Origin of the sequence: Rhodococcus sp. OK302, assembly GCF_002245895.1 — a bacterium.
Classification (GTDB): Bacteria; Actinomycetota; Actinomycetes; order Mycobacteriales; family Mycobacteriaceae; genus Rhodococcus_F.
Genome location: NZ_NPJZ01000001.1, coordinates 2,126,415 through 2,151,141 on the forward strand (window position 1 = coordinate 2,126,415; position 24,727 = coordinate 2,151,141).

General features: G+C 61.0%; 21 protein-coding genes, 1 tRNA gene and 1 pseudogene. 16 read left to right on the forward strand and 7 right to left on the reverse strand.

What is annotated here, in order from left to right; translation table 11 throughout:
- The first annotated feature begins 51 nt into the window (after positions 1 to 51).
- The 7 genes and pseudogenes from BDB13_RS09910 to BDB13_RS09940 all read left to right on the forward strand — a co-directional run bounded on the left by BDB13_RS09910 (position 52) and on the right by BDB13_RS09940 (position 7,375).
- Positions 52 to 828 (forward strand): LytR/AlgR family response regulator transcription factor, encoded by a 777-nt coding sequence (locus BDB13_RS09910; RefSeq protein WP_094271491.1) that lies wholly within the window; start codon positions 52 to 54, stop codon positions 826 to 828.
- Entirely contained in the window at positions 825 to 1,196 is a 372-nt protein-coding gene (locus tag BDB13_RS09915) for a hypothetical protein (RefSeq protein WP_094271492.1), read from the forward strand. The genes BDB13_RS09910 and BDB13_RS09915 overlap by 4 nt, the downstream gene beginning before the upstream one ends.
- Positions 1,197 to 1,206: 10 nt before the next feature.
- The gene (locus BDB13_RS09920) at positions 1,207 to 2,958 is read left to right on the forward strand and encodes a sodium/solute symporter (protein WP_094271493.1); all 1,752 of its coding nucleotides are present in this window, start codon (positions 1,207 to 1,209) and stop codon (positions 2,956 to 2,958) included.
- A gap of 150 nt (positions 2,959 to 3,108) precedes the next feature.
- A complete protein-coding gene (locus BDB13_RS09925; RefSeq protein ID WP_094271494.1) occupies positions 3,109 to 3,471 on the forward strand; it encodes a DUF485 domain-containing protein in 363 nt (120 codons plus the stop codon).
- Entirely contained in the window at positions 3,468 to 5,105 is a 1,638-nt protein-coding gene (locus BDB13_RS09930) for a solute symporter family protein (protein WP_094271495.1), read from the forward strand. Before BDB13_RS09925 ends, BDB13_RS09930 begins: the two co-directional genes overlap by 4 nt.
- 70 nt (positions 5,106 to 5,175) lie before the next feature.
- Positions 5,176 to 5,606 (forward strand): annotated as a pseudogene (locus BDB13_RS09935) (type II toxin-antitoxin system Rv0910 family toxin).
- A gap of 113 nt (positions 5,607 to 5,719) precedes the next feature.
- Positions 5,720 to 7,375 carry a substrate-binding domain-containing protein gene (locus tag BDB13_RS09940; protein ID WP_094271496.1) on the forward strand — a complete coding sequence of 552 codons (1,656 nt, stop codon included), beginning with the start codon at positions 5,720 to 5,722 and terminating at the stop codon, positions 7,373 to 7,375.
- On the opposite strand, the gene BDB13_RS09945 is transcribed toward BDB13_RS09940, so the two are convergent.
- Entirely contained in the window at positions 7,372 to 8,280 is a 909-nt protein-coding gene (locus BDB13_RS09945) for an ABC transporter substrate-binding protein (RefSeq protein WP_094271497.1), read from the reverse strand. The genes BDB13_RS09940 and BDB13_RS09945 overlap by 4 nt on opposite strands.
- 95 nt (positions 8,281 to 8,375) lie before the next feature.
- Here BDB13_RS09945 and BDB13_RS09950 point away from each other — a divergent pair, with 95 nt between their 5' ends.
- Positions 8,376 to 10,652, forward strand: coding sequence for an ATP-dependent DNA ligase (locus tag BDB13_RS09950; RefSeq protein WP_094271498.1), 2,277 nt, complete (start codon positions 8,376 to 8,378; stop codon positions 10,650 to 10,652).
- 34 nt (positions 10,653 to 10,686) lie between these two features.
- Here the strand turns inward: BDB13_RS09950 and BDB13_RS09955 are convergent, their stop codons facing one another.
- Positions 10,687 to 11,664, reverse strand: coding sequence for a serine hydrolase domain-containing protein (locus BDB13_RS09955; protein ID WP_094271499.1), 978 nt, complete (start codon positions 11,662 to 11,664; stop codon positions 10,687 to 10,689).
- A gap of 254 nt (positions 11,665 to 11,918) precedes the next feature.
- On the opposite strand from BDB13_RS09955, the gene BDB13_RS09960 reads away from it, so the two are divergent.
- The 4 genes from BDB13_RS09960 (at position 11,919) to BDB13_RS09975 (ending at position 15,781) form a co-directional block, all read left to right on the forward strand.
- Entirely contained in the window at positions 11,919 to 12,434 is a 516-nt protein-coding gene (locus BDB13_RS09960; RefSeq protein ID WP_094271500.1) for an NlpC/P60 family protein, read from the forward strand.
- Positions 12,435 to 12,548: 114 nt separating this feature from the next.
- Complete coding sequence (locus tag BDB13_RS09965; protein WP_094271501.1) at positions 12,549 to 13,229, forward strand: response regulator transcription factor; 681 nt, start codon at positions 12,549 to 12,551, stop codon at positions 13,227 to 13,229.
- Positions 13,226 to 14,221 (forward strand): sensor histidine kinase, encoded by a 996-nt coding sequence (locus BDB13_RS09970; RefSeq protein WP_094271502.1) that lies wholly within the window; start codon positions 13,226 to 13,228, stop codon positions 14,219 to 14,221. The genes BDB13_RS09965 and BDB13_RS09970 overlap by 4 nt, the downstream gene beginning before the upstream one ends.
- A 93-nt stretch (positions 14,222 to 14,314) precedes the next feature.
- Complete coding sequence (locus BDB13_RS09975; RefSeq protein WP_254922776.1) at positions 14,315 to 15,781, forward strand: DUF4153 domain-containing protein; 1,467 nt, start codon at positions 14,315 to 14,317, stop codon at positions 15,779 to 15,781.
- A 66-nt stretch (positions 15,782 to 15,847) separates the two neighbouring features.
- Here the strand turns inward: BDB13_RS09975 and BDB13_RS09980 are convergent, their stop codons facing one another.
- Positions 15,848 to 18,184, reverse strand: coding sequence for an arylsulfatase (locus BDB13_RS09980; protein WP_094271503.1), 2,337 nt, complete (start codon positions 18,182 to 18,184; stop codon positions 15,848 to 15,850).
- 208 nt (positions 18,185 to 18,392) lie between these two features.
- On the opposite strand from BDB13_RS09980, the gene BDB13_RS09985 reads away from it, so the two are divergent.
- Positions 18,393 to 19,037 carry a TetR/AcrR family transcriptional regulator gene (locus BDB13_RS09985; protein ID WP_094271504.1) on the forward strand — a complete coding sequence of 215 codons (645 nt, stop codon included), beginning with the start codon at positions 18,393 to 18,395 and terminating at the stop codon, positions 19,035 to 19,037.
- Positions 19,038 to 19,082: 45 nt separating this feature from the next.
- Positions 19,083 to 20,000 (forward strand): TauD/TfdA dioxygenase family protein, encoded by a 918-nt coding sequence (locus BDB13_RS09990; protein ID WP_094271505.1) that lies wholly within the window; start codon positions 19,083 to 19,085, stop codon positions 19,998 to 20,000.
- 7 nt (positions 20,001 to 20,007) lie between these two features.
- On the opposite strand, the gene BDB13_RS09995 is transcribed toward BDB13_RS09990, so the two are convergent.
- Both BDB13_RS09995 and BDB13_RS10000 read right to left on the reverse strand, forming a co-directional pair.
- Entirely contained in the window at positions 20,008 to 20,970 is a 963-nt protein-coding gene (locus BDB13_RS09995; RefSeq protein ID WP_094274811.1) for a formylglycine-generating enzyme family protein, read from the reverse strand.
- A gap of 172 nt (positions 20,971 to 21,142) precedes the next feature.
- Positions 21,143 to 21,215, reverse strand: a tRNA-Arg gene (locus BDB13_RS10000).
- Positions 21,216 to 21,435: 220 nt separating this feature from the next.
- On the opposite strand from BDB13_RS10000, the gene BDB13_RS10005 reads away from it, so the two are divergent.
- Complete coding sequence (locus tag BDB13_RS10005) at positions 21,436 to 22,236, forward strand: crotonase/enoyl-CoA hydratase family protein (RefSeq protein ID WP_094271506.1); 801 nt, start codon at positions 21,436 to 21,438, stop codon at positions 22,234 to 22,236.
- On the opposite strand, the gene BDB13_RS10010 is transcribed toward BDB13_RS10005, so the two are convergent.
- Positions 22,233 to 23,417: an ROK family transcriptional regulator gene (locus tag BDB13_RS10010; RefSeq protein WP_094271507.1), complete on the reverse strand. Its 1,185-nt coding sequence runs from the start codon at positions 23,415 to 23,417 to the stop codon at positions 22,233 to 22,235. The two genes, BDB13_RS10005 and BDB13_RS10010, sit on opposite strands and share 4 nt — an antisense overlap.
- Positions 23,418 to 23,596: 179 nt before the next feature.
- Here BDB13_RS10010 and BDB13_RS10015 point away from each other — a divergent pair, with 179 nt between their 5' ends.
- Entirely contained in the window at positions 23,597 to 23,914 is a 318-nt protein-coding gene (locus tag BDB13_RS10015; RefSeq protein ID WP_094271508.1) for a WhiB family transcriptional regulator, read from the forward strand.
- Between the two features lie 66 nt (positions 23,915 to 23,980).
- Here the strand turns inward: BDB13_RS10015 and BDB13_RS10020 are convergent, their stop codons facing one another.
- On the reverse strand, positions 23,981 to 24,697 hold the full coding sequence (locus tag BDB13_RS10020) for an HAD family hydrolase (RefSeq protein WP_094271509.1): 717 nt from the start codon (positions 24,695 to 24,697) through the stop codon (positions 23,981 to 23,983).
- Positions 24,698 to 24,727: the final 30 nt, after the last annotated feature.

Consider the following 24,727-nt stretch of genomic DNA (forward strand, 5'->3'; position numbering starts at 1 on the left):
CCCCGGGGTGAAGTGTCGTGGGAACATAGGTCTGCTGTGAATGAGACTGACATGGGTGCCCAATTGACCGTCCTGGCCGTCGACGACGAAAAGCCGGCGCTCGACGAGTTGGCTTTTCTGCTGCGCGCACAAGCGCCGGTAACGCAGGTTCATACGGCGTCCGACGCGACGACGGCACTGCGGATCCTTCGCGACGGCGGCATCGACGCGGTCTTTCTCGACATCAACATGCCAGGCCTCGACGGTTTGGAACTGGCCGGGATCCTCTCCAATTTTGCGACTCCACCGCCCGTCGTGTTTGTTACTGCGCACGATGACCGTGCGGTGGCAGCATTTGATCTGGGCGCGGTCGACTACCTCCTCAAACCGCTGCGCGAAGAGCGGTTGGCGCAGGCCGTGCTTCGCATCGTCGGTTTGGCGGGGCGTAGTCAGGGTGCGGTCAAGCCTGATCCGGCGCCTGGAGACGAGGTGATTCCGGTAGAACTCGGCGGGGTCACCACGCTGGTGCAGCGTTCGTCGGTGGAGTGGGTGGAAGCCGACGGTGACTATGCGCGCTTGCATACCGCCGGCAAGTCGCATCTCGTCCGGATACCCATCTCGACCCTCGAATCGCGTTGGGCCGAAGCGGGTTTCCTGCGGGTGCACCGTTCCTATCTGGTATCGCTGGCGCTGGTTACCGGAATTCGTACCGTCGGTAGCGGTTTGGTGGTGACACTGCGTCCGCACGCCGGGAAGCCGCCGGTGGAGTTGCCGGTGAGCCGTCGGCATACCCGTGAACTGAAGGATCGTTTGGTCCGCGCGCCCAAACAGAGTTGGTTGTCGCGGTGAGCGCGCAGTCGGATCCGTCTGCACGCCAACGAGTGGTTTTGGCGCATCGTCACGGCGCTCGCATCGTCCGAACCCGGGTTGAGGTGCAGGAACAGACCGAGGTCGGTGACGCCATGATCCGCGGTCTGGTGCGTGCGCAGTTGGGTCTGGCGATTCGGTTGGCAGTGGTTGCCGCCGGGTTGTTGTGTGCCATACCGCTGTTGACCACGCTCTTTCCTGCATTGTCGGCCTATTCGGTGTGGGGGATCAGGCTTCCGTGGTTGGTGATGGGTGGCGCCGTCTATCCGCTGCTGCTGATCACCGGCTGGGTGTTCGTGCGTCGGGCGGAGCGCAACGAGCAGGATTTCACCGACCTCGTGGACGACTGAGCGCGTCGCTGTGGGTGGGCATTCGATTCCGGTGTTGACCGTGTTGGGCATCGTCGCTGCGGCAGTGGCGACGGTGGCGATCGGTATTTACGGGGTGCGACTTTCTCGAACCACCTCGGATTTTCTGGTCGCCTCGCGCAGCGTGGGTCCGCGGTGGAACGCCACGGCAATTTCAGGCGAGTACCTCTCGGCAGCTTCCTTTCTCGGTGTTGCCGGGTTGGTGGCAAAGTACGGGGCCGACGCATTGTGGTATCCGATCGGATTCACGGCCGGGTACCTGGCCTTGCTTCTTTTTGTTGCAGCGCCGCTGCGCAGGTCCGGTGCTTACACGGTTCCCGACTTTGCAGAATTCCGTTTGGGCTCACCGCGTTTGCGCAAACTGGCAATGCTGGTGGTCGCGATGATTTGCATCCTGTATCTGATCCCGCAGTTTCAAGGCGCCGGCCTCACGCTCAATATCCTTCTGGGCGTTCCCAGTTGGATTGGCGGAGTTGTTGTCGGACTGATCGTCATCGCCAATGTCGTCGGCGGCGGGATGCGCTCCATCACGTTCGTCCAGGCGTTTCAGTACTGGCTCAAGCTGACAGCGGTGGCGATTCCCGCCGTCGCACTGACCTTCTATTTCTTTGCCGACGAGCATGACGTGGGTGCGCCGGCGCCCCCGACGGTCAGCGAACAGACCACCGTCGACATCACTACCGATGTCGTAGTGCAGGTTTCGGAACCGGTGACCGTGCGCGGCGGAGACGTCGACGGCAGTCCGATCGCGGGGACCGTCGTCCTCCAGCCCGGTGCGCACACACTCGGCGAGGGTATGTCCATGGTTCTCGACGCCGGCGCTGCCGTTCCGGTCGTTGCCGGTGCTCCCGCCCAGAATTCGGATTGGATTTCGCCCGGGTGGGGATTCGGCGGCCCCCATCCGATGTATCAGGTGTACTCGCTGATGCTCGCGACGTTCCTCGGAACTCTGGGTCTGCCACACGTTCTCGTGCGTTTCTACACCAACCCGGATGGGCGGGCCGCACGGTTGACGTCGTTGGCGGTGGTCGGGTTGGTCAGTGTCTTCTATCTGTTTCCGATGCTGCTCGGAGTGTTTGCACGGTTATACGTTCCGCAGTTGCTGATAACCGGAACATCGGATGCTGCGGTGCTGCTGCTCCCCGGTTCGGTGTTTTCCGGTTGGGGTGGGCAGTTGTTGGCCGCGCTGGTGGCGTCGGGTGCTATCGCGGCATTCCTGTCGACGTCCTCAGGTTTGCTGGTCAGTATTGCCGGAGTGATCAGTACTGATGTCCTACGCGGGCGGGTGCGAGATTTCAGGATCGCTGCACTGCTGGCCGGTGTGATTCCGCTCCTCATGTCCCTTGCGGTGGTGTCAGTCGACCTCTCACGCACTGTCGGGTTGGTGTTTGCCGTCGCGGCGTCGACGCTCTGTCCTCTGCTGCTCCTGGGCGTCTGGTGGCGCGGATTGACCGCGGTGGGTGCCGGCGCCGGGATGGTGGTGGGTGGATTCGTGGCCGGGTCTGCCGCAACGATTGCGATCCTCGGCGGATTGTCGGAGACCGTGCTCAGCGGTTGGCCCGCCGCGATCTTCGCGTTTCCGGCGGCAGTGAGTGTGCCTCTCGCGTTTGTGACGATGATTGTGGTGAGCAAGGCGTCGAGTAAGCAAGTACCTGCGGATATCGCACGGATCTTTACCCGAATGCATGCACCCGAGCGTTTGGGTATGGGGTCCGATCGCGAAGAAGATCTGCGTCAGCCTTAGATTTTCGGTGCCGTTTGTCGCGTAGCGACGACCGTTCGGCGCACGGCCCGACAGCTCACCGTGTGAGCGTCACCACATCCACATTATGTGACTCCGATCTCACTAACGTCTGCACGTAGTTCACTTCACACGCGAGGCGAGGAGCCGGCAGTGTCCACAGCGGAAATCAGTGAGGGAGCGTCGCAAGAGCGACCTACCCCGGATGCCCAGGCATTCATAGACATGCAAGCAAGTCCGGAGTTTCAGGAACTCCGAACTCGACTGCGCAAGTTCGTTTTCCCCATCACTGCATTCTTCCTGCTCTGGTATGCGGTGTATGTCTTGCTCGCGACCTACGCCCATGACTTCATGGCCACCAAGGTCCTCGGCAACATCAATCTCGGCATCATCCTCGGACTCGGTCAGTTCGTGACCACGTTCGCGATCACCGCCTGGTACGTGAAGTTCGCCAGCCGCGAGCTGGACCCGCGTTCCGCCGCTATCCGTGAAGAACTGGAAGGTCCCGCATCGTGATTACCACTCTCGCCGCGTCCGGGACGGACGTAGGAAACCCCGCCTTCAACATTGCGATCTTCCTCGCGTTTGTCGTCGTGACGATGACACTGGTCATCCGCGCCAGCCGTACCACCAAGAAGGCTTCCGACTTCTACACCGGCGGTGGACAATTCACCGGGCCGCAGAACGGTTTCGCTATCGCCGGCGACTACCTCTCGGCCGCGTCGTTCCTCGGAATTGCCGGCGCAATTGCCGTCTACGGTTACGACGGCTTCCTCTACTCCATCGGCTTCCTCGTCGCTTGGCTGGTCGCACTGCTCCTGGTGGCCGAATTGCTCCGGAACACCGGCAGATTCACGATGGCCGACGTGTTGAGCTTCCGTCTCAAACAGCGTCCGGTGCGCATGGCTGCGGCACTGTCGACCCTCACCGTCTCACTCTTCTACCTGTTGGCCCAGATGGCCGGTGCCGGTGGACTTGTCGCGCTTCTGCTCAACATCGACGGCAAGTTCGGTCAGGGCGTTGTTGTCGCAATCGTCGGCGTCTTGATGATCGTCTACGTTTTGGTCGGCGGCATGAAGGGCACCACCTACGTGCAGATGGTCAAGGCCGTTCTGCTGGTAGCCGGCGCGGGAATCATGTTCGTGCTGGTCCTCTGGGCCGTGCGTGGCAACTTCTCGCAACTGCTCGCCAATGCGCAGGACATGGTCAACGGTTCCACAACCAAGGGCGTCGCGGGGCGCGATGTTCTCGGACCCGGCGCCAAGTACGGAATCTCCTCGATGAGCAAGCTCGACTTCATCTCTCTCGGACTTGCTTTGGTGCTCGGCACCGCTGGTCTGCCGCACGTTCTCATGCGCTTCTACACGGTCCCCACCGCCAAGGAAGCTCGGCGCTCCGTCACATGGGCGATCTCCCTGATCGGCGCCTTCTACCTGTTCACATTGGTCCTGGGCTACGGCGCCGCCAGCATGGTCGGCCCCGACAAGATTTTGGCTGCTCCCGGTAAGGAGAACTCGGCGGCACCGCTGCTGGCGTTCGAGTTGGGCGGCACCATCTTCCTCGGCATCATTTCCGCCGTGGCGTTCGCAACCATTCTCGCTGTGGTCGCGGGCCTCGCGATCACGGCTTCGGCGTCCTTCGCTCACGACATCTACGCCAGTGTCATCAAGCGCGGCAACGCAACCGAAGAGCAGCAGGTCCGAGTCTCACGCATCACCGTCGTCGTGATCGGCCTCGTGTCGATCGTTCTCGGTATCGGCGCGATGGGGCAGAACATCGCCTTCCTGGTGGCGCTCGCTTTTGCTGTCGCAGCCTCGGCGAACCTGCCGACTCTGCTGTACTCGTTGTTCTGGAAGAAGTTCAACACCACCGGAGCGCTGTTCAGTATTTACGGCGGTCTGATCAGTGCCTTGACGCTGATCGTGTTCTCCCCGGCTGTCTCCGGCAAGCCGTCGTCGATGCTCCCGAACTCTGACTTCGCCTGGTTCCCGCTCTCCAACCCCGGCATCGTCTCGATCCCGTTGGCTTTCGCTCTCGGCATCATCGGTACGTACGTCGGACGCAACAAGCTCGAAGATCCGGCCAAGCAGGCTGAGATGGAAGTTCGTTCCCTGACCGGCGTCGGCGTCGAAAAGGCTGTCGACCACTAGGGTCTCCGCCCCTGTGCGCCTTTTGGGTAGCCCCAACTACCAGAAAGGCGCACAGGGCTATTGTCGCCCCATGGCAAAGCTCACGGTGAAAATTGACGTTCCGCTCCCGCCGCAGGAAGTGTGGGACAAGGCCTCCGACCTCAGCGGTTACGAGAACTGGCTGGTAGTCCACGACGGGTGGCGCAGTGATCTGCCCGAGAATTTGGGTGTCGGCACTGAAATCAGCTCCGTCGTGACAGTGAAAGGCCTGCGCAATCGCGTGCGCTGGACCATCAAGAAGTACGACGTCCCCAAAGCTCTCTCGCTCAAGGGCGACGGCAAGGGGGCGTCAAACTGGGTCTCGAGTTGGACGTCAAGCCCAAGGGAGCAGGTTCCGAGTTGGCGCTGACCATCGAACTCGGTGGCGCACCACTGTTCGGACCCATCGGGTCCGGAGTTGCCCGGGCCCTCAAAGGTGACATCGAAAAGTCGTTGGCACAGTTCGTGCAAATTTACGCCTGAAATTCGAACAAGAGCTACTTTGTGGCAAACATGAGTTAGGATTCTTTCCGGCAAGATAAACAGGGCAATAGTTTGTTATTGACCGGTTGGTTCTGCCGGAGAGGATTCCGTCAATGTCTGGTCGTCACGAACCGTCCGGGGTGCCCGCAGCGTCGATGCCGCGATCGGTAAAGGTGCTGGTCGGGGTGCTCGCGGTGGTTGCTGTCGCTGGTACTGCAGCATTTGTAGTTACCTTCAGTAGCGTGGAGGCGAGCGTCCCGGCGGTAGCTTCTTCCGTCCCCCCTGAACCTGCTTGTGGGGAGAAAGCCAAGCTTGTCATCGCAGTCGATCCGTCCATCGCTACCGGTGTCGAAGCTGTTGTCGCTACCATCGTTCCGGAAAAGCTCGGTTGCGCATCGTTCACTGTGGTTTCCCAGGATTCTGCCCGCACATTCGGCGATCTCGCCGGTGGTGGAACCGGCCCGGCAGTGTGGATCCCCGATTCGTCGGAATGGCTGGACAAGGTAACCGGGGTCGGGCGTAGCAGTTTCCGCAAGGTCAGTGCCTCCGTAGCCTCCACGCCGGTCGTCACGGTCACGAAAAGCGGAGAAGGGACGCGGCCCGGAAATTGGCTCGACGTTCTTGCAGTACCGGGGTTACACATCGGCGATCCGCTGTCGAGTGCTGTTTCCAGCGCCCCCATCGTGGCGGCTTTTGCCGAAACCCAGGCACAGAACGGCAATCCGGCATCGATCTCATCCGCATTGGTTCCGGTCGCGCAGGCGCAGATGGGAAATGTGAAGGAAGCTGGTTCAACCGGACGCATCGAAAAGGTTGCAGCTGCCGGCGGAACAGCGGTCACTACAGAACAGACCTTGACCGCCTACCTCGCCGCGCACGCCGATGCTCAATTGACCGCAGTGGTGCCGGCAACAGGCACAGTCTTCATGAACTACCCCGTAGCGCTCACCGGAACCGTCGACGCGAGCGCTCAGGCACAGGTCCTCATCGACGCGCTCTCGTCCGAGACCGGCCGAACGGTCTTGTCCGGACTAGGTTTCCGTGGTCCGGGCAACGAACCGCTCGGAAGTGGCGGCATCGGTGTGAGCACGTCGCTGGTGCCGAATGATCTGTCGATGGTGACCAAAGCTCTGGCACGGTACGAACTCCTCTCCCGTCCGTCGCGCGCCCTGGCGGTTGTCGACGTCTCGGGTTCGATGGATTACGTGCAGGACGGTGTGACCCGGATGGCCGCGACGGCCCAGGCCGGCGACATCGCGATCCGAATGTTCCCGGGCAACGCACAATTGGGTTTGTGGGCGTTCTCCATCAAACTCGGCGGCGAAACCGACTACCGAGAACTCGAACCGGTTCGACGTATGGACGCGGCCGAGGGCGATGCCGATCATCGCACGCAGCTTCTCTCACACGTCGGCACCTTGCCGTCGCTCGTCGGTGGTGGAACGGGACTGTACGACAGCGTCCTTGCCGCATTCCGTCAGATTCAAAGCACTTACGATCCGGCCTCGATCAATTCGGTAATCCTGGTGACGGACGGGGCTAACGACGATCCGTCGGGGATCAACCTCAAGGACTTGCTCGATACCCTTGCGCGTGAACAGGATTCCGCTCGGCCCGTACCCATCATCACCATCGGTGTCACCGACGACGCGGATACCGAAGTGCTGAAACAGATTTCCGCGGTCACCGGCGGAAACAGCCACTTCGCACCCACTCCCGCGGATATTCCCAAGGTGTTCATCGGAGCGATCAGCGGCCGTGCCGGCTAGTCGAGGATCGGTGCATCCGCTGTGTCGGTGATCCACTCGGTGGCCATTGCTTCGAGAGTTCCGTCGGCGTAGAGAGAGTCGACTGCAGCAGAAACACAAGCTGTGAGAGGACTGTTCTTCTCGAGAACCAAGCCGAAGAATTCCGTGACGGCGTTCGGCCTGGGGAACTGTCCGACGATCACAGACTGGGGTAGCTCGGTTTCGGTGATGTGGAAACCGGTGGGAATGTCGACAACCAGTGCGTCGATTTCACCGGCCACCAGGGCAGCCTTCGCGTCGGTGTTGTTTGCGTAAGTCCGCGGCGGTGTCTTCGGGGTGATGGTGTCGGTGATGGCAAGCAGGCTGGTCGAACCAGCCTGTGCGCCCAGTCGATAGGTTGCGAGCGAAGCGAGATCAGTGGCCTGTGACGCGCTATTACTCTGCAACGCTATGACAGACTGCGCCACCGCGTAATAGGGCGAGCTGAAATCGACGGCGTCGCGGCGGTCTCCGGAAATCGTGAACTGGTCGAGCGCGAAGTCGAAGTCCTTGCTGCCGGGTTTCAATGCGTCGCCCCAGCCGACGCTGGTGAAGGTGACCTGGTCGGAGTTGTATCCGAGCTTCTCGATCACGGCGCGAGCTACCGCGCCTTCGAACCCTTGACCGTTCGACGGATCGTTGTCGTGAAACCACGGTTCGTACGCCGGTGAATCCGTAGCGACGGTGAGAACCCCGTCGCGTGCGGTGGTGCCGCTGAGCGGACCACAAGTGCCGATTGCCGCGGTCGAGGGCAGTTTGGTGAATGCCTCGGTGATTGTTGTCGTCGTATCTGCGCCTGCGGTAGTGCCCGCCGGTTCGGACGAGCAGGATCCCAACAGGATCGAGGAGGCGAAGATCGCGGTTACGGCAGCGCAACGTCGTGGCATAGGCACCTCGCCATCTTGCCTGCTATGTCCGCTGCGTCCGTGATCGGGCTGCGAATTTTGCGACCAGTTGCCACATTTTCGCGCACAATGAGGACATGGCGACGACCGATCGGGGCCAGATCACACTCGGCGGCATCACCGTGCCCGTGACCAACCTCGGGAAGGTCCTCTATCCCGAGAGCGGGACAACCAAAGCTGAAGTGATCGACTACTACACCCGGATTTCGGCGGTGATGATTGCGCACGTCGTTGCCCGTCCGGGTACGCGCAAACGGTGGCCGAACGGGGTGGACGGTCAATCGTTCTTCGAGAAGAATCTCGCATCATCTGCTCCGGCATGGTTGACCCGCGCGTCGCTGCAACACTCCGATCGGGTGGTCACCTATCCGATTTTCGACTCAGTAGCCTCGCTCGCCTGGCTCGGTCAGCAAGCTGCACTCGAATTGCATGTTCCGCAATGGCGATTCGATGGTTCCGGCCGGGGACCGGCAACCCGGTTGGTGTTCGATCTGGACCCGGGTGAGGGCGTCGGGTTGGCAGAATGTGCCGAAGTCGCTCGTTGGATCCGTGATCTGGTCGGAACTTTGGGGTGGACGGCCTATCCGGTTACCAGTGGCAGCAAGGGCATTCACCTGTACGTTCCTCTTGATCGGCCGTTGGAGGGGAATGGGGCGTCCACCGTCGCCAAGCAGGTCGCGACAGGACTCGAGAAGATTCATCCGGAACTCGTGACGGCAACGATGGCGCGGAATATTCGGGCCGGCAAGGTTTTTGTCGACTGGAGTCAGAATAATGCTGCAAAGACCACCATCGCTCCATATTCGATGCGCGGGCGCGCTCAGCCTTACGTTGCCGCGCCGCGCAGTTGGGAAGAACTCGACGACCCCACGTTGCAGCAATTACTGTTCGACGAGGTTCTCGAGCGCGTCGAATCCGGAGGCGATCTATTATCCGGCTTGGATCCAGCAGTGGCAGTGTCAGATTCGTTGAGTCGGTACCGCAGCAAGCGGTCGGCTGCTAGGACGCCGGAGCCCGTACCCCGCGACGAGCCTGCACCCACTGCGGGCAATTCCTTTGTCATTCAAGAACATCACGCTCGTAGACTGCACTATGACGTTCGGCTCGAACGCAACGGAGTGCTGGTGTCCTGGGCGGTACCGAAAGGCGTGCCGACAGCTGCCGGTGAGAATCGACTGGCAGTACACACCGAGGACCATCCGATGGAGTACGCCACCTTTTCCGGAGTAATCCCGAAGGGCGAGTACGGCGGTGGGTCCATGACGATCTGGGATTCCGGGACGTACGAGACCGAGAAATGGCGGGACGACGAGGTGATCGTGTGGTTGGCGGGGGAGAGAGTGCAGGGCCGCTTCGCGCTTATCCGAACCAAGGGTGATCAGTGGTTGATGCATCTGATGAAGGATCAGAATGCGAGTTTCGGAACGGAGCTTCCGAAGAACCTCGAGCCGATGCTCGCCACTGCCGGATCAGTCGAAGATTTGGACACAGAAGAATGGGCTTTCGAAGGAAAGTGGGACGGAATACGAGTGATTCTCGAGTATCATTCGGGCGCACTGTCATTGCGTAGTCGGGCAGGAAATGACAAGACGGCAGATTATCCGGCGCTGGCGTATCTGGGTGACATTCTCGAGGGCCACGAGGTTGTTATCGACGGTGAAGTGGTGGCTTACGACCCGCAAGGTGTCACCGACTTCGGATTACTGCAACGTGGTGGTACGCCCGAGTTCCTGGCATTCGATCTCCTGTATCTCGATGGTGTGTCTTTGCTTCGGAAGTCGTATACCGACAGGCGGACAGTGCTGAATGCGTTGGCAGCGAAGGTCGGCGGACTCAACGTTCCGCCGCAGATCGAGGGGACTGCCGAAAATGCGCTGGAAGTGAGTCGGGAATCCGGGTGGGAAGGGATCGTCGCCAAACGCCGTGCGTCGGTGTACCTTCCGGGACGGCGAGGTTCGAGCTGGATCAAGGTCAAGAACTGGCGCACCCAAGAAGTCGTGATCGGCGGATGGCGAACGGGGCAAGGCAATCGCGCCCACGGGATCGGTGCCCTTCTCATGGGTATCCCAGGAGAGAACGGGTTGAACTATGTCGGCCGGGTGGGCACTGGGTTCACCGATCGTGATCTCGAGAAATTGTTGGCGGTATTGGAACCCTTGCAGCAGAACGGAAGTCCCTTCGCGGAGGAGCTTCCGGCCGACGACAGAAAGGGGGCTGTGTGGATTAGTCCGGAACTGGTCGGGGAGGTGCGATTCATGGACTGGACGGAGAGCAGTCGACTGCGGCATCCGAGTTGGCGGGGGCTGCGAGACGACAAGATGCCGGCGGATGTGAAGAAGGAAGAGGTGTCATAGTCGATTCGCATTGTGCGAAAACCAGGTTCACTATTCAAGGGCATAACGCATGCGACAGAATTTCCATCGTGTTCGGCGGATTCTTCGGCGTCGAGGTCATAGTCACGGTGAATGCCCGATCCGGCGTTGCACCGGACAACGTGGAGTAGCCGCGGATTCCGCCGCTGTACCCGACGTAGGTCACTCCGCACGGAAGATTTGATACAGAAAGACCCAGGCCGTAGTCGAGTGCGTCGGCTTCGGTGGAATCTGTTTGTGGCGTGGTCATTTCAGCAAGCTCTTTGTCCGGCAGGACTCTTCCGCTCAACAATGCCCGCCAGAAAGTGTTGAGGTCCTTACCGGTGGAGACCAGCGCACCGGCGGACCACGCGATGGACGGTTCGATCCGCGAGACATCGGTGCGACCAGTGGGCAGATTTTCGTATCCGGTCAGGTGGTCACCCCGAATATCCTGTTCACCGGCAGGCGGGAGGTAGGTGTCTTCGAGATCGAGTGGCTCGAGTATCCGGGCCGACAGTTCGTCGGCGTAGGTCCGTCCGCTGACTGCCTCGATGAGCGTCCCGAGGGCTAGGTAGTTGGAGTCGGCAAACGGAGTCTCACCTTCAATTTCGGGGAGTCCGCTGCGAGGTTGCAATAGTTGTCTGACGGTGACCAGATCTGCGTCGGCGTTGCCGGTGAATTGGTTCGGAAGATACCGCTGGACGGGCGCGTCGAGAGTTATCTTCTGTTCCACGACGAGTTGCAAGACGAGAGCTGCTGTGAAGGTTTTTGTCACGCTGCCGATCCGAACACGATCGTCGTCGCCGATCGAATCACCGGTAAGATCCGGGACGCCGCTGGTCAGGACCATAGTTGTGTTTCCGCCATCGAGAGTCGCGATGGCGCCGACGGCACCCGATCTGGTGAGTGAATCCAGATCCGATTGAACGTCGACAGCTTGTTTGATCGTCGAGCAGCCGACGAGTGCCAGCGCGGTCGCAGCTACGACTGCGGCGGCAAGGTGTGAGCGCATGGGTCGAATCTAGGGAATCTTCACGCGCTGGTAATCCAGGAAATCCCGGATCTTTCCCTGATCTTTACTGATCAAAGGGACATAAGGCCCCTTTGTGCATTTCCCACAAGCCGGATCGTCGGTTCTTGTCCGAATTGCCCGTAATAGCCGTTAGCATCCGAAGGCAGCGATTGAATTTCACCGTTAGGCCAGTTCAATGACATTTTCGGTGCGCGGTGTGCGTGGCCGAAGCACTCCCACCAAAGGACGGTTGTATGAGGAAGTCGACGCTACGCAAGGGAACTGTTGCCGCACTGCTGACCGGAAGTGTGTTGCTCTTATCCGCCGTACCGGCTCTTGCCGAGCCGGGAAGTAGCGGGAGCTCCGGCAGCCTGGGGAGCATGGGAAGCATCAGCAGTGGTTCTGCGGTCCTGCCTATCCCGAGCCCCGCCGGCCTCGTCGCACTGGCAGCGGCAACAACGCAAACCGGCAAGCCGTACCAGTGGGGTGGCAACGGACCGAACTCGTGGGATTGCTCGGGCCTGACGCAGTGGGCCTTCCGGCAGGCCGGTGTCTGGATTCCACGCACGAGCCAGGAGCAGGCGAATGCGGGCCAGGCGGTCCCGCTGTGGGCTCTGGCCATCGGTGACATCATCACCTTCTATCCCGGCGCGACGCACGTCGGTATCTACGCGGGCGGCGGAATGGTGTTCAACGCCTACGGCACCGGCGTTCCGACCGGGCTGACACCGTTGGCGGATCTGCCGATCAACAACATTCGCCGCTTCTAGTTTTCTGCACCGAACCTTTGATTCCAATCTGTACCGAACCTTTGGTTCCAATCTGCACAGAACCTTCACAAGTCCTCCCGGGTTCGTCCACGGCGGCCTAATACAGTCAGTTCCATGAGTCAGCGAAAAGTGCTCGTGGTCGACGACGAGGTCGGTATCTGCGAATCGATCGCGGCACGGTTACGTGCCGAGGGATTTGACGTGGAGTTGGCGTTCGACGGCCCCAGTGCTGTCTCGCGTTGCGCCGAGATCGATCCGGACCTGGTGGTTCTGGACGTGATGATGCCTGGATTCGACGGCCTCGAGGTATGCCGTCGGATCCAGGCGGTGCGGCCCGTGCCGGTATTGATGCTCACTGCGCGTGCCGACGAGACGGACATGGTGATCGGCCTGGGTGTGGGCGCCGACGACTATCTCAGTAAGCCGTTCAGCATGCGTGTGCTGGTGGCACGGGTGCAGGCGTTGCTTCGACGTGCTGATCGCGCCGAGAGCGCGGCACGGCCGGTGCTCCTCGAATTCGGCGATGTCGTCATAGATCTGACGGAGCGTCGAGTGCGCCGCGACGATCAGGAAGTGCATCTGACACGAACCGAGTTCGAACTCATTGCCTACCTCGCCGAGAGGCCTCGCGCCGCTATTCCTCGTGAGTCGTTGTTCGAGGAGATCTGGGGTTGGGGTGAGGGTGGTGGAAGCCGCACGGTGGACAGCCATGTCAAGGCCTTGCGGCGCAAGTTGGGTCCCTCGGTGATCCGAACTGTTCATGGCGTCGGGTACGCTTGGGATGCGCCGAAATGAGTTTCACTGACCGGGTTTTCGCGAGGTGGCCACGCCCGCTGGATCCGATGCGCTCCTTCAAGGTCAAAGTTGGTCTACTCGTCGTTGCGGCGTTGTTCTTTGCGTCGGGCGGATTCTGGTTGACCGCGCAGCAACCGTTCCGCTTTGCACTGTTGACGGCTTTGGTAGTGGCACTGGGAGTTACGCAGGTGCTCGCCCACGGCATGACGTCACCGCTCCGTGAGATGACAGCGGCAGCACAGGCCATGGCACGCGGTGATTACTCACGCCGAGTCCGGGCAACCTCACGCGACGAAGTGGGTGAACTTGCGGTGGCGTTCAATCGGATGGCGGAGGACCTCGGCGCCGACGACCAGTATCGGCGCGAACTGATCGGCAACGTTTCACACGAATTGCGCACACCGATCACGGTTTTGCAGGCGCTTCTCGAGAACGTCGTCGACGGTGTGCAGGAGCCGAATCCGGAAACGATGCGCTCGGCGCTCGCTCAGACCGAACGACTCGGAGCTTTGGTAGCCGATCTACTCGATCTCTCGAAACTGGAAGGCGGCGCAATACCGCTGAAGCTCAACAGTTTCGATCTCGAACCATTCCTTCGTGATGTGGCCGCGGAGAGGGGAACTGACGTGGCGATCGATGTGCGGCCACCGGGATTGGCAGTGCTCGCCGATCCGGATCGACTCCACCAGGTGGTGACAAATTTGGTGGACAACGCGGTGCGGCACGGTTCGACGGAGGTGGGGATCGTCATTCGTGCGTACAACCGGGTGGACGGCGAGGTGGTGATCGAGGTCAACGACAACGGTCCCGGAATCGAACCTGACTCGCGCGCACTGGTTTTCGATCGGTTCACTCGGGGCGGGTCCACGGATGGCGGGACCGGGCTTGGGCTTGCTATCGCAAAATGGGCGGTCGAACTGCACGGTGGAACCATCGCAGTTGTCGACGCCCGATCGGGTTGTTGTATCCGAGTGGTGCTGCCGCAGAACTGAATTAGCTTGATCTACGGCGCCGGCCTGTATTGGGCCGCGTCGCTCCTTGTTGACCCCAATTGAACTTTGTCGACCCCGAAAGTGGGAAAGAACATGACTGCTCCGCTCACAGTCCCGCAGAAGCCGATGACGACGGTGCCCGCTCCGAAGAAGCCTGGCAGGTTGTGGCGTCGGCCCGATCGGACATCGATGGCAACGCGGTCGATGCTCGTCGGATCGGTTGTCGTCGGTCTGCTCGCAGCCACGATCCTCGATATCGGAGTGGTCGGCGCGGCATACTTGATAGTCGGGGTCGGCGTGCTCGCCGTGATCGGAATCCTGACGCCGCCACCGCTGACGGCTGTTCAATGGGCAGCGTGCGTGGGCGCACTCGCACTGTTGGGGGTGGCCGCAATTCGCGGGGCCGGGTGGCTTGCCTTCGTCTGTATCGTGGCAGCCTGGGTGGTGTTCACCTGGGTGTTGGTCGGTGGCCGCACGTGGACGGGAATTGTTGCGGGAACGGTAATGCCTTGGCGTGCAGCACTTCGCGTAGTGGGATTCGTCCGGCGACGGAAACTCAGGGTGGGGACTAGCCCACGTGTACCCACTATGCGTGTAGTCGCGGTGACTGCCGTGAGCGTGACGTTGCTCCTGATTTTCGGTTCTCTTTTTGTCAGTGCAGATCCGGAGTTCGCGAAGATCTTCGGCGATGCACCCGCTGTACGAGTGGACGAACCGATCGCGCGTCTGGTCATCGGTGCGCTCGTAGCATTTGTCACGCTGAGTGCAGTGTATCTTCGACGCCGAAGTCCGAGCGTTGACGCGCTTGCGCCGAAACCGGCCGTGCCGCTGCCTCTCTGGGAGTGGGCAGTACCACTGGCGGTACTCAATATCCTGTTCCTGGGATTTGTTGCAGTACAGCTGAAGACACTGTTCGGCGGCGACAAGCACGTTCAGGTTACCGATGGTCTGACGTACGCGAACTATGCGCGCCAAGGCTTCTGGCAGTTGATGGCTGTGACGGTACTGACGCTGGTGGTTATCGCTGTCGCCGTGCGCCGCGTAGATCGCGGAGATCGACGATCGCGAAACTTGGCTCGAGGACTTCTCGGAGTGCTCTGCGCTTTCAGCTTGGTCATCGTGGCATCCGCGGTTCATCGAATGTGGCTGTACGAGAACCAGTACGGCTTCACCAGGCTGCGGGTGAGCGTCTTCGCTGCAGAAATCCTGCTCGGGGTGGTGTTCATTCTGCTCATCGCGGCAGGCGTGCGGATGTCGGGCAAGTGGCTGCCGATCGGTGTTCTGGCAACGGCCGTGGTGGGGCTGCTGGCATTTGCCGTGTTCAACCCGGATGCCTACATCGCGGAGAAGAATGTCCAACGTTTCGAGAACGGAAAAACTATCGACACGTTCTACCTGAGCACACTCTCAGCGGATGCCGTTCCGGCACTGGACCGGCTGCCCGAGCCGCAGCGCAGCGACGCCCTGATGTACTTGAAGCAGGAACTGCTCGGATCCGAGGATTCGTGGTGGGAGTTCAACAGTTCTCGCGAGCGGGCACGGGAGATTCTGGCTGGGTAGCCGCTCGAAGATCTACGGCCACGCGAGCGAGTGCCCGCGTGGCCGTAGATCCCTCATACGATGTGGCTAGTGCACTGCTAGTGCGATCTTGTCGCGCTCTTCTGTCGAGACGACGTCACGCGTCGGGAGCAGGTCGATTCGTACGCTGTTCAGCTTGCCGCCGTAGCGGAAGGTGCCCTGCTCAGCGAACTCTTCGGCGACCGGGCTACCGCGGTTGATGCCGATATCCAGCTGCTCGTTCATGCTGAAGATCGCCCGTGTGGTCTTCTCGATCCGGCCTTCGGCAACAACGACGCCGTCGACGCTCAGAGTCGCCACACCGCCCTTGCCGATCCCCCCGCCGTCGTACTGGAAGTTGACCGATACTTCCTTGGCGTCGCTGTTCAAGGGGTTCTCAGCGCGCACGAACGTCCGACCGCCACCGCTGAAGTTGTAGCAGAAGACAGGAACGGAATCGATGATGTACAAGGCGAATCCACCGAACCGGCCGCCCAGGCTGACCAGCATGCCGTCGGCGACGCTGCCCAGATCTGCGGTCAGCGAATAGGAGCGGTTGAAGAAATTGGGTGCGGCCTTCTCGACCAGTCCGTTCATGTGTGGGTAGAGCGTGAGGGACTTGCGGCCCATCATGGGATGAGGCGGACGCGATTCCGGAGTGGAGTGCCGGCCGACGGTTCGATCATCAAGGGGGAGTACCTGATACTTGGCTGCCTCGACCAGGAACTTTTCCTTGAGGCGAGCGAGGATCTCGGGATGCTCGTCCGCGAGGTCGCGGGCCTGAGACCAGTCGACAGTGGTGTCGTACAACTCCCACTTGTCGTCGCTGAGTGAGGTCAGCTCGAGTCCGTGAGTTGCCATCAGCCACGGTGCGCGGTGCGCGGTCACTGCAGTCCAGCCGTGATCGTAGATGCCGCGGTTGCCGAAAATCTCGAAATACTGTGTGGTGTGGCGCTCTTCGGCCTTGGGTTCGTCGAAGGTGTAGTTCATCGCGACACCCTCCATCGGCTTCTGTGTGACGCCGTCGACGCTCGTGGGTGCGGGAATGCCCGCGGCTTCGAGAATTGTCGGGGTGATGTCGACGCAGTGATGCCACTGCTCGCGGATGCCTGGATTGTCGATTCCCTTGGGCCAGTGTGCGATCAGGCCGTTGCGAGTTCCGCCGTAGTGCGACGCAACCTGCTTTGCCCACTGGTACGGGGTATCGAGTGCCAAGGCCCACGACGCCGGGTAATGCGGGTAGCTGGTTTCAGTACCCAGTTCGTCGTAACGCGCGAGGACGTCGGCCGTCGCGGTCTTGTAGCCGTTGAGGCCGGCGAGGTAGTTGAAGGAACCCTCCATGCCACCTTCCGCGGAGGCGCCGTTGTCGCCGAGCATGTACAGGACCAGGGTGTTGTCCAGAACACCCATGTCCTGCAAGCGATCTACGAGTCGTCCGACCTCGTCGTCGGTGTGCTCGAGGAACGCTGCATACAGCTCCATGAGCCGAGCCGAGACCTTCTTCTGGTCGTCGTCGAGTTCATCCCAGTGCGGTGCGCCCGGTGCCCACGGAGCCAATTCCGTATCGGGCCCGACGACGCCCATTTCCTTCTGCTTCTCGAGGGTGATCTCCCGCTGGCGATCCCAGCCGTGATCGAACTCGCCGACGTACTTGTTCAGGTAGCTGTCCGGAATCTGAAGCGGTGCATGGCAAGCGCCGAAGGGGAGGTAGCAGAAGAACGGCTTGTCGGGGTCCATGGTGTTGACACCCTCGATCCATTCGATCGCGTGATCGACCAGATCCTCCGAGAGGTGGTAGCCCTCTTGCGGAGTCTTGGGCAGGTCGACCATCGTGAAGTCCTCGTAGAGAACCGGGGTGAACTGGTCGGACTCGGCGCCGAGGAAACCGTAGAACTTGTCGAAGCCTTCACGCACAGGCCAACGGTCGAACGGGCCTGCTGCGGTGGTCTCCCACGTCGGGGTCTGATGCATTTTGCCGAATGCACCGGTGGCGTAGCCGTTGCCCTGCAGAACGCGGGCGACGGTTGCTGCGGATGCGGGGCGAGTGCCGTTGTATCCGGGTGCGGCGTTGGCCATTTCGGAGATGACGCCCATGCCGACGCTGTGGTGATTTCGGCCCGTCAGAGTAGCTGCGCGGGTCGGTGAGCACAGTGCAGCAGTGTGGAACCGGCTGTACTTGATGCCGTTGTCTGCCAGGCGCTCGGCCGTCGGTGTGCGGCAAGGACCGCCGAAAGACGAGGCTGCGCCGAATCCGACATCGTCGATCATGATCAGCAGAACGTTGGGAGCGCCGGCGGGAGGGCGGACCGGTTCCGGCCTCGTGAACGGAACCTGCTGGTCACGGTAGTCGACGGACGCGGCGACGTTCGGTGTTTCGGCGATGATCGGGATGGAATGACGATTCACAAGCGGACTCCTGGCTGTGTAACCGGTACCGGCAATTTAAGGGGCTGACTTAAATTGGAGCGTAGCGTCCGTTTGCCTGTCCGAAGGCGGGGTCTCGCTGAGTGAGATGCGACCCCCGCTGTGCGCCTTTGTTAATCCGGGGAGGGCAATAAAGGCGCACAGTAAGTCGGGGTTGCACAATTAAGTCAGTGACTTATAGGATCTGTTCATGTCCAGTTCGTTAGATCCCAAAAGCGCAATGATCGCCGTCGCCGAACGTATGTTTGCCGAGCGCGGCATTCACGAGGTGTCGATGCGTGACGTTGCGGCAGCAGCTGGGCAGCGCAACAACTCTGCCGTCCAGTATCACTTCGGTGGGCGAGATGGTTTGGTGCAAGCGGTTTTCCGGTTCCGGATGGGTCAGATCAACCTTGCGCGTTTGGCATACCTCGACGATATCGATGCAAGTGGTCGAACTGATACGGTTCGGGCCTTGGTCGAAGCGTTCCTCTATCCCCTGGCAGATTTTCTCGCCACTGCAGATGGATCCAACTACGCTCGCTTCATTGCCAGGGTTTCGCCCTCGGTAGACACCTTGAGCCCGGAATTTCGCGAAGTCAGTGAAGCAAGCAACGAGGTCGTCTCCCGACTGGCGCGGGCACTCTCGCATCTGCCGCGTCGCGTTGCGATCGAACGGATCGACCTGATGTCCAACATGACGGTCTCTGCGCTGGCAGTCTTCGAACAGCGACGCGAAGAGGGAATTCCGGTGGTAAAGGCTGACTTCGACGCTACCGTCGACCATTTGGTGGACCTCATGGTGGCGGGACTTCTTGCTCCGCAGAGTGGACACACACGAACACGAACCACATGAGTCGATTGACTCGCGACCCCGCAAACAACTGATCGGAGCCTTTCGATGGCAGCACTCACGTCCTCCCGTACCGTTCAAATCGGTAATCACACAATCGAATTCGGACCTCGCGGGATGCGCCGCAATCCCGAGGGTGTGGAGTCGATGCCCTACGAGCGTTTCACGCTGACGCCGGTCACTCCGTTCATCGGTGCCGAGATCAGCAACATCGATCTACGGGATCCCTCAGCGGAGCAGATCGAGGACGTCCGTCGGGCCCTGCTCGAATGGAAGGTCGTATTCTTCCGCGACCAGAACATCTCCAGCCTCAATCACCGTGACTTCGCCAGTAATTGGGGCGAACTCGAAGTTCACCCGTTGCTTCCGCAGGGTGAGGTCCCGGCCGTGGTCCGATTCGAGCGTGGCGAGGACAGTCCGGGTACCGAAAACATCTGGCACGTCGACGTCACGTGGACCAAGACCCCGCCGCTGGGCTCAGTCCTGCGTGCGATCGATGTTCCGCCGGCCGGCGGCGACACACTCTGGGCAGATATGGGCAATGCCTTCGATTGCCTTCCCGACGAGGTCAAGGAACTGATCGACGGCCGCGACGCAATCCATGACTTCGAGCCGTCGTTCGGCCGCGGAATGACTCCCGAGAAGCTCGCACAGATGAAGGAGCAGTTCCCGCCGGTGCTGCATCCGATGGTGCGCAAGCATCCCGAAACGGGCCGCAAGACACTGTTTGTGAACAGCCTCTTCACCACTCACATCCCGGACATGGATCCCGTCGAGAGCCGTGATCTGCTCAACCTGCTGTTCGCGCAGGTCAAAGTTCCCGATTTTCAGTGCCGCTTCAAGTGGGCCGCCAATTCAATTGCGTTCTGGGACAACCGAGCAACGCAGCACTACGCGGCCAGCGATTATTTCCCGCATCGCCGCGTCATGGAGCGCGTCGCGATTCTGGGCGACGCACCCTTCTGATCGGTTCTCAGTCCTGCGGAATCCGCACGATGCACCGGAAGCCGACGTGGCAGGTCGAGGACTCTTCGGACTCGCTCTGCCGCGCGGCGGGCCGGTACCGCAAGCAATAGTTGGGCGCGCACAGGTGTGAACCGCCCTTGATGACGCGTCGCGCATATGGTTCTCCCGCAACGGTTTCCGTCGCGAACTCGGCACGAGGGTTGCGTGGAATGCAGCAGGAGGTCGCGGGCGCAACATTTTTGGAACTGTGGGCGTGGTCGGACGTGAAGTGATCGACCGTCCACTCCCACACATTGCCGGCCATATCCAGCAATCCATATCCGTTGGGACGGAACTTGCCGACGGGCGCAGTGCGCTCGTACCCGTCCTCGAGCAGGTTCTCCCACGGGAACTGGCCCTGCCACACATTTCCGCCGGGCTTTCCGCCCGGTGAGTCCTCGTTGCCCCAGACATAAGCCTGGCGGTCGAGACCGCCGCGGGCAGCGAACTCCCACTCAGCTTCGCTGGGCAGTTCCTTGCCGGCCCACTCGGCATACGCCTGAGCGTCGAAGTACGAGATATGGGTGACGGGATGCTTCTCGCGTCCGCCGACATTGCTGTCGGAACCTTCCGGATGTCGCCAGTCGGCTCCCGCAGTGAAAGACCACCACTGCGTGTAATCGTCGAGTGATACCGGCCCGGGCGGGGAATTGAACACCAACGAGCCGGGTACCAACAGCGCCGGATCGGCATCGGGGTAGTCCTCAGCCGATGGCGCGATCTCTGCCGTCGTGACATGCCCAGTGGCTTTGACGAAACGTCGGAACTCGGCGACGGTCACGGCCGTCGTATCCATCCAGAAACTGTCGACACTCACCTGGTGAACTGGGCGTTCTTCGGGATAAAAATCCTCGGAGCCCATCCAGAACGTGCCACCCGGAATCAAAGACATATTTTTCGGGGGAGTGCTCATGGCGGGTGATGACGTCATGAAATCAGCATCGCATGCACTGGCGTCGAGATGAAACACAATCCCACTTGGTGCCTGTCTTGAACGAACCTGGCACCGTTTGTGCACAGTTGGCACCCTTTGTAGCGGGCAGGAAACGGTGCTCACTAGAGGGAAGGGGTGTTAGCTTCCAGCGGCCAGGTCTGATCTGCTGTGCCCTCGGCAGGATTCGAACCTGCGACCCTTCCTTTAGGAGAGGAATGCTCTATCCCCTGAGCTACGAGGGCGGGGAGCGCATCCGAAATGCTTAGAAACGCATGTTGTACTGCGGTTTCCGCTTGACGGTTGAGCTTGTGCGGTTGCTTTGCCGACGGGCACGGGGCCTTGGGCTTCACAGCTGCGGTAGTCAGTGTAGCGGCACGGTGATAACCGCGCGAAGTCGACAGGCTGCCGCGCTCGGTCGGTAGGGTTCGAGCATTCTGTTCCGCGGCGGCAAAAGGAGTCTCAGTGAGCGATCGTGTTCGTGTCGAGATAGTCGAGACGGTTGCCTTTGTCAGCCTGAATCGGCCGGAGAAGCTCAATGGACTCGACCTCGACACACTCGAAGAGTTGGTGGATGCGGCTCGGCGCATCAAATCCGACCGCTCGATCCGCGGTGTGATTCTGCAGGGTTCCGGCAAGGCATTTTCCGCCGGTCTGGATTTTGCGTCGGCCGGAAAGCAGCCGAAGCGGATGGCCAAGGCATTTGCGAAGCTGCCCGGGCAGAAGACCAATCTCTTTCAGCGGGCGTGCTGGGTGTGGCGAGAATTGCCGGTGCCGGTGATCGCGGTGGTGCACGGGCATTGTTTCGGCGGAGGTTTGCAGCTTGCGCTCGCTGCCGACTTCCGGTTCAGCACACCGGACTGCACTTTTTCGGTGATGGAAGCCAAGTGGGGATTGATTCCCGATATGACGGGCACCGTGACTTTGCGTGAGCTCGCAGCGATGGACGTTGTGAAACGTCTGGCGATGACGGCTGAAATCTTCGACGGCAAGCAGGCTCTCGGGTGGGGACTGGTCACCGGCGTCGACGAGGACCCGCTCGCTCCGGCCCGGGAACTGCTGGCGCAGATCATGACTCGATCACCGGACGCGGTAGCGGCAACCAAGACACTGCTGCACAAGTCGTGGAACAAATCTCCGCGCGGGGCGTTCTGGGTGGAGTCCCGCGTGCAGTTGGCGTTGATGCGCGGGAAGAACTACCAGATTGCCCGCGCCGCGAACTCGGCAAAGAAGTTGCCGGAGTTCGTCCTTCGCAAGTTCGGCTAGCGGACCGACTCGGCGACCCGACGGTCGATCTCCCGCACGCTGAGGAGATTGTCCAGCACGAGGACGGCGCAGCCGAGAATTCCCGATTGCACGCCGTGGCTGACGGAAACGATGTGTAGGGAACGGGTGGCAAGGGCAGTTGCATTGCCGTAGACGGACTCTCGAAGGCCGGCGAGGAAAAGTTCGTCGGCTTCGGCCATGTCGCCGCCGATGACGAGCACTTCCGGGTTGAGGAGATTGACCGCGCCGGAAATGACATCGCCGACGAGACGGCCGCTGGATCGGATCAATCGGCGCGCTTCGCTGTCGCCGTCGAGTGCGAGGCGAACGACGTCTCGAACGTGCCCGACGTTGCGCCCTTGGGCTTGCAGCGCGTCGACGAGAGCCCAGCCGCTGGCGACGGTTTCAACACAACCCACGTCGCCGCAGTGACACTTCATGTCTCGGGCAGCCGCAGTTTTGGTATGCCCGATCTCGCCGGCCGCGCCGAGTGAACCACGCTGGAGAGCGCCGCCGAGAACGATTCCTGCGCCTAACCCGGTGGAGGCCTTGATCATCAGCAGATTCGGTGCGCTCTCACGTCTTTCGCTGAGTTCGGCCAAAGCCATGACATTGGCATCGTTGTCGGCAAACAGTGGGGCGTTGGTTACCGATGCGAGGTACGGCGCCAGCGCGACGCCGTCCCAGCCGGACATCATCGGTGAGTCGAGGCTCGCCCCGGCTGCCACGTCGACTGTGCCCGGGATGCTGAGCCCGACGCCGATGACGTCGGTGGAGGGCCTCCCGATGCGCTCGAGGATCGATTTCAGATGCTCGGCGATTTCGGGCATCAATTCGGCCGGTCCGACGCCCACTGACTTGTCGATGTCCTCGGCGGTGAGGATTGCACCGGAGAGGTCGGTGACGGCCAACTGTGCACGCGAGCGGCCGATCGCGACAACAAGTACCAGTCCCGCAGATTTGGCGAAAGTCAGAGTGGAGGGTGGACGGCCACCGGTCGAGGGGCCTTCGTCGTCGTCCGCGATGAGTCCGAGCGACTGTAGTGCGCTCACTCGCGCCGATACCGCCGTCCGAGACAGCCCGGTGAGCTTCCCGATTTCGCTGCGAGTGGTCGCGGATCCTGTGCGGATCAGCGAGAACACCTCGCCGGCTGTGGCGGGAGTCGTGAACGGTCGGGTCATGAGTTCTATTCAAGCATTCTCTTGGCGTTACTTCAGGATACAAAAGGTTGATTACTTTAGCACTTGAAGTACGTAAGTGGGTATTGTGAAAAAGCAGAAGTCGGCCTAGTCTGTGTTTTGACTCACGACGAGCTAGGTCCAACCGGTGAGTCGCAGTTCAACAGAATGAGGTCGCCATCATGCATAAGCACCTTCCGATGCCCGTTCCGACTGCCGAGACCTGGGACTGGCAGTTGCGGGGTTCGTGCCGTGGGCACGATTCAGCTGTGTACTTCCACCCGGACGGCGAGCGTGGACATGCTCGCGAGAACCGTGAGCTCAACGCCAAGAAGGTGTGCGCGGGATGCCCGGTGCTGCAGCAGTGCCGAGAGCACGCGCTGTCCGTTCACGAGCCCTACGGAATCTGGGGCGGCATGACGGAAACCGAGCGCGCAGAATATGTGCGATCACTGCGTAAGCGCAGCAACCGAATTCGCGAAGTAGCGCACGCAGTCTGACCTCTCAGGTCGAGCGGAGTGAGGGGGATGTCGTCAGGTCGAGCGGAGTGAGGGGATGTCGTCAGGTCAGAGGAGTCCGAGCTTCGCGACAGCCTCCAGCAATGCGCGCGGACGCTGGGCTGTAGGTAGAGGATCGACCAAGGCGAATGCGCAACCGAGTTCCCGGGCTGCGCCGTCGGCGATTTCACTGTCGCCCACCATCAATGCGCGTTCGGCGTCGACGTCGAGTTGCGACAGCGCGTACTCGAAGATCTCGAGTTCGGGCTTGACGGCACCAATTTCGAAGGACAGCACGAACTCGTCCACCCAGATGTCCCACCCGCGGGCGACAAAAGCCGGTCGGATGTCGAAGGCGATGTTGCTCAGAACTGCGGTTCGGATCCCCTTCTCCGACAATGACTTCAAAACTTCGCCGGCATCGGGGTAGGGCACCCATCGGGCGGGGTCGATCAACAAGCTGTACAGAGCCTCGGCGCGAGCACGGTCGGGCACCCCTGACTTGGCAAGAACATCGAGATACGCCTGGCGATGAAGTGTGGGATCGCGGTCACGGTTGTTCCAGGCGTGCAGCCCGGCTTCGTCCATGTCGACGGTCGGACCGACGGGCGCGGTCATCCGCCGCATCAATTCGGCTTGCGCGTGTACATCCATCGGCTCACCGGCGTGATCGACAAAATGTTCGTCCCAGTCGGAATTTTCTTCGAGACGAAAGAGTGTTCCCGAGAAGTCGAACAGCGTTGCGGTTATTTGCCCGTATTGATCGCTAGTGCTGTCGATGCTCATCGGTACAGGCTATCGGCGTGAGCTTTCGAT

What these genes read in the sequence shown, in the direction of transcription:
- BDB13_RS09940 (WP_094271496.1), top strand. Translation starts at nt 5,720, where the DNA reads ATGTCTGGTCGTCACGAACCGTCCGGGGTGCCCGCAGCGTCGATGCCG.
- BDB13_RS09960 (WP_094271500.1), top strand. Translation starts at nt 11,919, where the DNA reads ATGAGGAAGTCGACGCTACGCAAGGGAACTGTTGCCGCACTGCTGACC.
- BDB13_RS09965 (WP_094271501.1), top strand. Translation starts at nt 12,549, where the DNA reads ATGAGTCAGCGAAAAGTGCTCGTGGTCGACGACGAGGTCGGTATCTGC.
- BDB13_RS10020 (WP_094271509.1), bottom strand. Translation starts at nt 24,697, where the DNA reads ATGAGCATCGACAGCACTAGCGATCAATACGGGCAAATAACCGCAACG.
- BDB13_RS09910 (WP_094271491.1), top strand. Translation starts at nt 52, where the DNA reads ATGGGTGCCCAATTGACCGTCCTGGCCGTCGACGACGAAAAGCCGGCG.
- BDB13_RS09955 (WP_094271499.1), bottom strand. Translation starts at nt 11,664, where the DNA reads ATGCGCTCACACCTTGCCGCCGCAGTCGTAGCTGCGACCGCGCTGGCA.
- BDB13_RS09975 (WP_254922776.1), top strand. Translation starts at nt 14,315, where the DNA reads ATGACTGCTCCGCTCACAGTCCCGCAGAAGCCGATGACGACGGTGCCC.
- BDB13_RS09950 (WP_094271498.1), top strand. Translation starts at nt 8,376, where the DNA reads ATGGCGACGACCGATCGGGGCCAGATCACACTCGGCGGCATCACCGTG.
- BDB13_RS09990 (WP_094271505.1), top strand. Translation starts at nt 19,083, where the DNA reads ATGGCAGCACTCACGTCCTCCCGTACCGTTCAAATCGGTAATCACACA.
- BDB13_RS10010 (WP_094271507.1), bottom strand. Translation starts at nt 23,417, where the DNA reads ATGACCCGACCGTTCACGACTCCCGCCACAGCCGGCGAGGTGTTCTCG.
- BDB13_RS09945 (WP_094271497.1), bottom strand. Translation starts at nt 8,280, where the DNA reads ATGCCACGACGTTGCGCTGCCGTAACCGCGATCTTCGCCTCCTCGATC.
- BDB13_RS09970 (WP_094271502.1), top strand. Translation starts at nt 13,226, where the DNA reads ATGAGTTTCACTGACCGGGTTTTCGCGAGGTGGCCACGCCCGCTGGAT.
- BDB13_RS09985 (WP_094271504.1), top strand. Translation starts at nt 18,393, where the DNA reads ATGTCCAGTTCGTTAGATCCCAAAAGCGCAATGATCGCCGTCGCCGAA.
- BDB13_RS10015 (WP_094271508.1), top strand. Translation starts at nt 23,597, where the DNA reads ATGCATAAGCACCTTCCGATGCCCGTTCCGACTGCCGAGACCTGGGAC.
- BDB13_RS09995 (WP_094274811.1), bottom strand. Translation starts at nt 20,970, where the DNA reads ATGACGTCATCACCCGCCATGAGCACTCCCCCGAAAAATATGTCTTTG.